General features: G+C 68.2%; 9 protein-coding genes. 3 read left to right on the top strand and 6 right to left on the bottom strand.

Annotation, left to right across the window (positions count from 1 at the left end; translation table 11 throughout):
- The 3 genes from GGR25_RS24475 to GGR25_RS24465 all read left to right on the top strand — a co-directional run.
- The coding region (locus GGR25_RS24475; protein WP_246410328.1) for a GlcG/HbpS family heme-binding protein at positions 1-517 on the top strand (517 nt) is incomplete at its 5' end.
- A 54-nt stretch (positions 518-571) separates the two neighbouring features.
- Complete coding sequence (locus GGR25_RS24470) at positions 572-1,579, top strand: 2Fe-2S iron-sulfur cluster-binding protein (protein WP_183401534.1); 1,008 nt, start codon at positions 572-574, stop codon at positions 1,577-1,579.
- A gap of 263 nt (positions 1,580-1,842) precedes the next feature.
- Entirely contained in the window at positions 1,843-2,493 is a 651-nt protein-coding gene (locus tag GGR25_RS24465; protein WP_183401533.1) for a GntR family transcriptional regulator, read from the top strand.
- Between the two features lie 14 nt (positions 2,494-2,507).
- Here GGR25_RS24465 and GGR25_RS24460 read toward each other — a convergent pair whose 3' ends face one another.
- The 6 genes from GGR25_RS24460 to GGR25_RS24435 form a co-directional block, all read right to left on the bottom strand.
- Complete coding sequence (locus tag GGR25_RS24460) at positions 2,508-3,422, bottom strand: ornithine cyclodeaminase family protein (RefSeq protein ID WP_183401532.1); 915 nt, start codon at positions 3,420-3,422, stop codon at positions 2,508-2,510.
- A gap of 26 nt (positions 3,423-3,448) precedes the next feature.
- The gene (locus tag GGR25_RS24455; RefSeq protein ID WP_183401531.1) at positions 3,449-4,210 is read right to left on the bottom strand and encodes a sulfite exporter TauE/SafE family protein; all 762 of its coding nucleotides are present in this window, start codon (positions 4,208-4,210) and stop codon (positions 3,449-3,451) included.
- A gap of 18 nt (positions 4,211-4,228) precedes the next feature.
- A complete protein-coding gene (locus GGR25_RS24450; protein ID WP_183401530.1) occupies positions 4,229-5,680 on the bottom strand; it encodes an aldehyde dehydrogenase family protein in 1,452 nt (483 codons plus the stop codon).
- 94 nt (positions 5,681-5,774) lie between these two features.
- On the bottom strand, positions 5,775-6,089 hold the full coding sequence (locus GGR25_RS24445; RefSeq protein ID WP_183401529.1) for a 2Fe-2S iron-sulfur cluster-binding protein: 315 nt from the start codon (positions 6,087-6,089) through the stop codon (positions 5,775-5,777).
- A 37-nt stretch (positions 6,090-6,126) separates the two neighbouring features.
- A complete protein-coding gene (locus GGR25_RS24440) occupies positions 6,127-6,423 on the bottom strand; it encodes a ferredoxin (protein WP_183401528.1) in 297 nt (98 codons plus the stop codon).
- 172 nt (positions 6,424-6,595) lie between these two features.
- Positions 6,596-6,886: 2Fe-2S iron-sulfur cluster-binding protein (locus GGR25_RS24435; RefSeq protein ID WP_183401527.1), on the bottom strand; the 291-nt coding region annotated here is incomplete at its 5' end.

The following is a 6,886-nucleotide window of genomic DNA, read 5'->3' as shown; positions in this document are numbered from 1 at the left end:
GCAGCGACGGATTCCAGCGGCCAGACGGAGCCACATCGTGAAGACCATTCTGAGGCTGGAGCGGGCCGAGGCCCGCGCCATGGTTGCTGCCGCCATCGCCAAGGCGGAGGCGCTCGGCGTTCCGGAGACCGTGTGCGTCGTCGACGAGGGCGGTTATCCGATCGCCCTCGAGCGCATGGACAATGCCCGCATCACCGGGCCGCAGATCGCCTGGAACAAGGCCTGGACCGCGGCGGGGCACAAGCGTTCGACGCATCTGTTCACCCGCCCGCCGAACGGCCCCGCCTTGCCGGGCAATGAGGCCTTCGGCATCCAGCTCTCCTTCGAGGGTCGGTTCGCCGCCTTTGTCGGCGGCTTTCCGGTCGTCGTCGACGGCGAGGTGATCGGCGGCGTCGGCCTCTCCGGCGGCAATGGCGAGCAGGACATTGCCTGCGGCCTCGCCGCGCTCGAAGCCCTGGCCGCCCTCATCGCCCCGTCGGGCAAGACGGTGCTGGTGGAGGCCGACATCAAGAAATAGGAGGGTCCGGTGACCGCCATCCGCTCGCTTCATCGTCCTGTTCTCGGGTGTCCCATGTCCTATCGTGTCTCGCTGATCGAAAGCGACGTCGCCTTCGACGTGGAACCGCATGAAACGGTGCTCGCTGCGGCGCTCCGGGCGGCGGTCAACCTGCCGCATGATTGCAAATCCGGCACATGCGGCACCTGCCGCTTCAAGCTGATCGACGGCGCGGTCGACTATGCCGAGCCGCCGATGGGCCTCGAACCGGAGGAAGCGGCCGCCGGCATTGCGCTCGCCTGTCAGGCGCGGCCCCTGAGCGACATCGTCGCCGAGGCGGAGGTCATGCCCTCGCTGCTGCCGGACCCGATCCGCTGCCAGTCGCGCATCGTCTCGCTCGAAAAGCTGGCGGCGGATGTCGTGCATCTGAAGCTCGCGCTGGTCGAGGGCATCGACCTCGCCTATCTGCCCGGCCAGCACATCAACATCGTGCTCGAAGACGGCTCGACGCGGTCCTTCTCGCTGGCGAGCCGCCCCTCGGGCGACGGCACGATCGACCTGCATGTGCGCCAGATCCCCGGCGGCGTCTTCACGGAGGGGCGCCTCGCGACCCTCGCCGCGGGCGATGCGCTCGACGTCGAACTGCCGCTCGGCTCGTTCTTCCTGCGCGACGATTTCCGTCCGCTGGTCATGGTGGCGACCGGCACCGGCCTCGCGCCGATCAAGAGCATCATCGAGGCGCTGATGGACGATCCGGCGCCGCCGCCGGTGGCGCTCTATTGGGGCATGCGCACGGAAGCAGACCTCTATCTGCACGACGAGATCCTCTCCTGGGCGGAAAAGCTCGAGGATTTCCGCTATGTCCCGGTGCTCTCGCGACCCGGCGAGGGCTGGACCGGGCGGCGCGGCTATGTGCAGGACGCCGTCGTCGAGGATATCGACGACATCGAGGAGCACGCGATCTATCTCTGCGGCTCGCCGGGCATGATCTCGTCCGCCAAGAGCCTGTTTCTCGGCCGCGGGGCGAGCGTCAACCACATCTATACCGACAGCTTCCTGTTCCAGCACACTCGCGCCCCCTGAGCGGGACCACGGTCATGGTGCCGATCGTCGCCGACATCGGCGGGCCGGTGCGCGAGAGCCAACCGGTGGGCAGGCCCCGCCATGAACGCGTGGACGTGCCGGCGGTGGCCGGTATAGGAGCCTCCGTCCCCGACACGCGGCTTCGGGAGCGCCCTGCAGATGACAGCGAGGGGCTGAATCGGCTATGTCATCAAGCGTGGTCCTGAATTCTATATCCAGTATGCGGGACCACCCATAGAAAGTGCCGATCCGGCGACACGCAGATGAACATTGCTCTCCTCGGGGCCTCGCATCCCCCCCTCACCAAGGTCGTCACCCAGACTCTGCGCGAGCGCATCCTGAGCGGCGACATTCCGCTCGGCGAGCGGTTGATCGAGGGCCGGCTGTCCGAAGAGCTCGGCGTGTCGCGCATGCCCGTGCGCGAGGCGTTGCGTGAGCTGGCGTCCGAAGGTCTCGTCACCATCGAGCCGCGGCGCGGTGCCTCCGTCACGACCTTCACCGAGCAGCAGAAGCGCGAGCTGGTCGAGGTTCGCGCGACGCTGGAATCGCTCAACGCCAAGCTCGCCGCCAAGCGCCATGATCCCGCGCAGATCGAGGAGCTGCAGCGCATTCTCGCCGAGGGCACGCAGCTGCTGGAAAGCAATGATTCGTCGGAGCTGTCCCGGCAGAATTTCCGTTTCCACGACGCGATCGGCAATGTGGCCGGCAATTCGGTGCTGCAGGATACGATCCGCTCGCTCCGCGACCGCACGGCCATGATCTTCGCGCCGATCAGCCGCGTCCGCGGCAAGGAGAACTGGCAGGAGCACGCGGCGATCCTGCGCGCCGTCATCGACGGTGACGCCGAACTCGCCGGCCTGCTGGCCGCGCGCCATGTCTACAACGCCGCCCAGATGTCCCAGGACAGCGCTTAGGTCCCGGTCGCGTCTCAGTTTCCGGTGAGCTTGCGCCAGGCAAGGCCCGCGAGCGCGATGTCCTCGAGCCCCACGCCGACCGACTTGTAGAGCGTGATCTCGTCATCCGTCCGGCGTCCGGGCTTTTCCCCCGTCACGAGCTCGCCGAGCTCGACAATTCGCTCCGCCGGCAGAATATCCGGCGCCGCCAGAACGAGATCGCCCGCCTCGCGCAGCGTCTGTGCCCGCCATTCGACGGCGACGCAGGACGCGCGCGCCAGAGCCGTATCGTCGAGTTCGCGCGTCGTCGGCAGGCTCGACCCCACCGCGGCGACGAAGGTGCCGGGGCGCAGCGCGCCGCCGCCGAACAGCGGTTCGCGCGCACGCGTCGCAGTGACCACGATGTCGGCGGCTTCGATCGCTTCGCCGCTCGACACGAGGCGGGTGGCGACGCCGGCCTCAATCGCGATCGCCTCCGCCGTCTCGACCCGCGGCCGAGATGACACGAGGAGAATCTCCTCGATCGGAAAGGCCGCGGCCATCTGCACGGCGTGGGCGCGGCCCTGCGTGCCCGTGCCGAAGATCGCGAGGCGGCGGCTGTCGGGGCGGGCGAGATGCTGCGCGGCCAGAACCGAACAGGCCGGCGTGCGCAGCCGCGTGATCGCATTCGCCTCGATCGAGGCGAGCGGATCGCCGCTCTCGGTCGAGAACAGCGTGATCGCAAAGGAGAAGCGGCCATTGATGGTCGTGTAGACCTTGGCGCCGGCAAAGCCGAGATCCGGGATCACCGCGCCCAGCGTCGAGAGCTTCACCCCGCCCGCTTCCGTCCGGTAGCGCTCCTGCATGGCGGCGCGGCCACGGCCGAAGCTCTCAAAGGCCGACCGCATGACGGCAAGCGCCTCGGCGGCGGAGATGGCGCCGGCCACCATCTCGTCGGTGATGTGCATCATAGGGGAAGCTCTTCGTACGGATTGCGTCAGGCGGGAACCAGCCAGACCCGTGTCAGGATTCCGATCGCGCCGCAACCGGAGAGTCCGAGCAGCAGCAGGCGGACCGTCGTCCGGGGGACGATTCGGGTCAGCGGGCTGGAGGCGATGAAGCCGACCACCATGATGGGCAGGAGGGCGAGGCCGAGCCAGAACTCGCGCCAGCCGAACAGGCCGACAAAGGCCAGCACGGCCAGCGAGAAGATCGCGCCGACCAGGAAGACGACGGAGATCGTCGCCCGCACGCGCGCCGGCGCGATGTGCTGCATGACGAGGGCGAAGGGCGAGGCCCCGGACGAGGTGATCGTGCCCATGACGCCGGAGGTGAAGCCGGCGAGCGCCATGTTGCGATGGGTCGGCTCGACGCGCCAGCCCGAGAGGCTGAAGATGACGCCGATGAGGATCAGGACGGCGAACAGCGTCGAGAACAGCATCGTCGGCAGGACGGAGAGCGTGGCGCCGGCGACGAGCGAACCCAGGAGGCGCCCCCCGATGAGCCAGGAGGCGTCGGGCCAGTCGATCTCGGAGCGCTCACGCAGCATGCCGAGCAGCGCGAGGAAGCCGCCAAGCACGAGAAGCGGCGCCGGCACGAGCTCGGGAAAGAACAGCACGGCCAGGGGCGCGGAGACCATGGCGAAGCCCATGCCGCCGAGGCCCTGCAGCAGGGCGGCGACGAACACCATCACGGCCGCGCCGAGAAAATGCCCGGCGATGAAGCCGGGCGGCAGCAATTCGGCGAGCGACGACGGCATGGCCTAGGATACCCTGGCTCAGGCGCCGAGATAGACGCTCTTGATCCGCGTGTAGAAGTCCATGACGGTCGCGCCGCCCTGTTCCTTGGCGGCCTGGTTGCTCGAATGCTTGTAGCCGCCGAACGGCGCGTTGAGGCCGACGCCGGTGGTCGGGCCGTTGACCTTGACCACGCCATGCCGCGTCGTGCGGGCGAAACGCAGCACCGCCGGCAGGTCGTTGGTCACCAGCGAGACGGCGAGGCCATATTCCGTCTCGTCGGCGATGGCGATCGCCTCGTCGAGCGTGTCGAAGGCGCCGATCGCAACGACCGGTCCGAAGATTTCCTCGCGCAGCAGCCGGCTGTCGGCCGGCAGGTCCGCGATCACCGCCGGGCTGACGAAATAGCCATGCGCGAGCGCCGGATCGCTGTCGCAGAGCGACTCGCCGCCCGTGACGATCCGCGCGCCCTCTTCGCGGGCGATCGCGACATAGGAGAGCACCTTGTCATACTGCCCGCGCGTCGCGAGCGGCCCCATCTTAACGCCCTCCGCCGTGCCCGGGCCGACCTTGATCGCGCGCGCCACGGAGGCGAGCTTTTCGACCACCGCATCATAAAGCGGCCGCGCCACCAGCACGCGGCTGGTGCCGGTGCAGGCCTGGCCGGTCAGGCCGAAGGCGCCGCGCTCGATGATCGCCGCCGCCTTGGCCGGATCGGCATCGGCGAGCACGACGGTCGCGTTCTTGCCGCCCATTTCGAGCTGGCAGCGCGTATCGGTCGAAACCGAGGACTGGATATCGCGGCCGACGGCATAGGAGCCGGTGAAGGTGATCGCGTCGATGCCGGCCTGCGCGGTGATCGCGCGGCCGACCGTCGGCCCGCGTCCCTGGACGAGCGCCAGCAGCTTCGGCGGAATGCCGGCCTCGAGCAGCACCTCGACGAGGCGCTGGCCCATCAGCGGCGTCATCTCGGACGGCTTGAAGATCACGCCATTGCCGGCCGCCAGCGCCGGCGCGATCTTGCGCGCGGCCATGGAGAGCGGGAAGTTCCACGGCGTGATGACCGCGACGACGCCGACCGCCTCGCGCAGCGAGAACACGATCTGCCCGGCCTCGCTTGGATAGGTCTCGCCATTGAGGCGCAGCGCCTCGCCGGCATAGAGGCGGAAATTCGCGGCGATGCGGCGGGCCTCGTTGCGCGCCTCGCCGATCGTCTTGCCTTCCTCGCGCGTCAGCTCCGCCGCGATCTCGTCGGCGCGACGGCTCATGATGTCGGCCGCCTTGAACAGCGCGTCGGCGCGCACCTCCGGCGAGGCCGCGGCCCAGGCCGGCCAGGCCTCGGCCACCGAGGCCACGGCGCGGGCGACATCCTCGGCGCCGGAATCGGGGAAGGCCCCGATCAGGTCGCGTTCATCGGCGGGGCTGCGATCCTCGAAGGTCGCGCCGGTCGCAGACGAAACCCACTGGCCGTCGATGTGATTGAGATGCGTCATGGCAAGGAAACTTTCAGGGCGCGGCGCCGCGCGGCGTGGGGATGGAAATCGCGGAAGCCGGCGCGACGCACGATGCGCCGCCCGGTCCGCAGCATCATTCGGAGATCGGCTTGCCGTTCGGTCCGCGGGGAATCCACGACACCGCGATGTCGCCGGAGACGAAGGTCTGGCACGCCATCCGATAGCCGGCGGCGAGGTCGGCCTCGGTCAGGTGCTTCTTCTCCTTCGGCTTGACGGTGTCGGTGTGCTCGATGCCCGCCTCGATCCGGCAGCGGCAGGTGCCGCAAATGCCGCCACCGCATTTGAACGGAATGCCGCCTTTCTCGCGCAGCGAGATGCGCAGGAGGTTGCTGTTCGGCTCCGCGGTCGCGGTCTTCCCCTCGTTCGTGATGAACGTCACGGTGATCATGGGCGGCGGGTCGTCCGGATTTCGGCCAATCGGGCGGTCACACTGGCTTCAGCACGATATCCATGCTGCCGTAATGCGTGAGCGTGTTGAGTTCGCGCAGCGCTTCCTCGCGGGTGTCGAACTTCTCGAACAGCTTGGAGGGCACCGAATTGGTGATCTGTGGCGGCTCGTCCTCGACGATCGTGATCCGCGCGTCGTCGCGGACGAGTTCAGCGATCGTGAACTGGGCGCGCTTGTTGCCGTAGAAGAAATAGTCATAGGACTCGACCGGCACGACGCCGTCCGAGATCTCGGTTCTGAACTGGCCGGGCTTGGTCGTCAGGATCACATACATCGGTCTTCGCTCCGAAAACGGAACCGGGGATGCCGCGCCCGACCGGGCGCGACGGGTCTTTTGACGCTTTCGCCGAGGCCGTCCGGCGCTCCACGGGATCGCCGGGCGGCTTCAACCTTTTGGTCCGGCCGCGGTTTCCCGCGCGCCGATCGTCTCGTCGCTCGAAGGCGCCCTAGTCCTGCACGAGCTCGATGTCGTGCTTGATCCAGAGCTGGCAGACCAGGCGATAGCCTTCGTCGAGGCGATCGCCGAGCTGCTTCTTCTCCTTCCAGTTCGGCGGCGGAAGATGCTCCGCGCCGCCGATGATGCGGCTGGCACAGGTGGCGCATTTCCCCATGCCGCATTTGTAGGCGAGATAGGGGAAGGGGAACTGCTTGATCCCCGCCCGCACCACCAGGTTGGTGTCGTCCTTGACCTCGCCCCGATGCGCCTCGCCGTTCTTGTGGATGACGACGATCGGCAT

The organism is Kaistia hirudinis (assembly GCF_014196455.1).
In the GTDB taxonomy this organism is placed as follows: domain Bacteria; phylum Pseudomonadota; class Alphaproteobacteria; order Rhizobiales; family Kaistiaceae; genus Kaistia; species Kaistia hirudinis.
The sequence above is the reverse complement of the archived record's forward strand: the minus strand, read 5'-3'. Positions and strand labels throughout refer to the sequence as shown.

What these genes read in the sequence shown, in the direction of transcription:
- GGR25_RS24470 (WP_183401534.1), top strand. Translation starts at nt 572, where the DNA reads ATGTCCTATCGTGTCTCGCTGATCGAAAGCGACGTCGCCTTCGACGTG.
- GGR25_RS24465 (WP_183401533.1), top strand. Translation starts at nt 1,843, where the DNA reads ATGAACATTGCTCTCCTCGGGGCCTCGCATCCCCCCCTCACCAAGGTC.
- GGR25_RS24460 (WP_183401532.1), bottom strand. Translation starts at nt 3,422, where the DNA reads ATGATGCACATCACCGACGAGATGGTGGCCGGCGCCATCTCCGCCGCC.
- GGR25_RS24455 (WP_183401531.1), bottom strand. Translation starts at nt 4,210, where the DNA reads ATGCCGTCGTCGCTCGCCGAATTGCTGCCGCCCGGCTTCATCGCCGGG.
- GGR25_RS24450 (WP_183401530.1), bottom strand. Translation starts at nt 5,680, where the DNA reads ATGACGCATCTCAATCACATCGACGGCCAGTGGGTTTCGTCTGCGACC.
- GGR25_RS24445 (WP_183401529.1), bottom strand. Translation starts at nt 6,089, where the DNA reads ATGATCACCGTGACGTTCATCACGAACGAGGGGAAGACCGCGACCGCG.
- GGR25_RS24440 (WP_183401528.1), bottom strand. Translation starts at nt 6,423, where the DNA reads ATGTATGTGATCCTGACGACCAAGCCCGGCCAGTTCAGAACCGAGATC.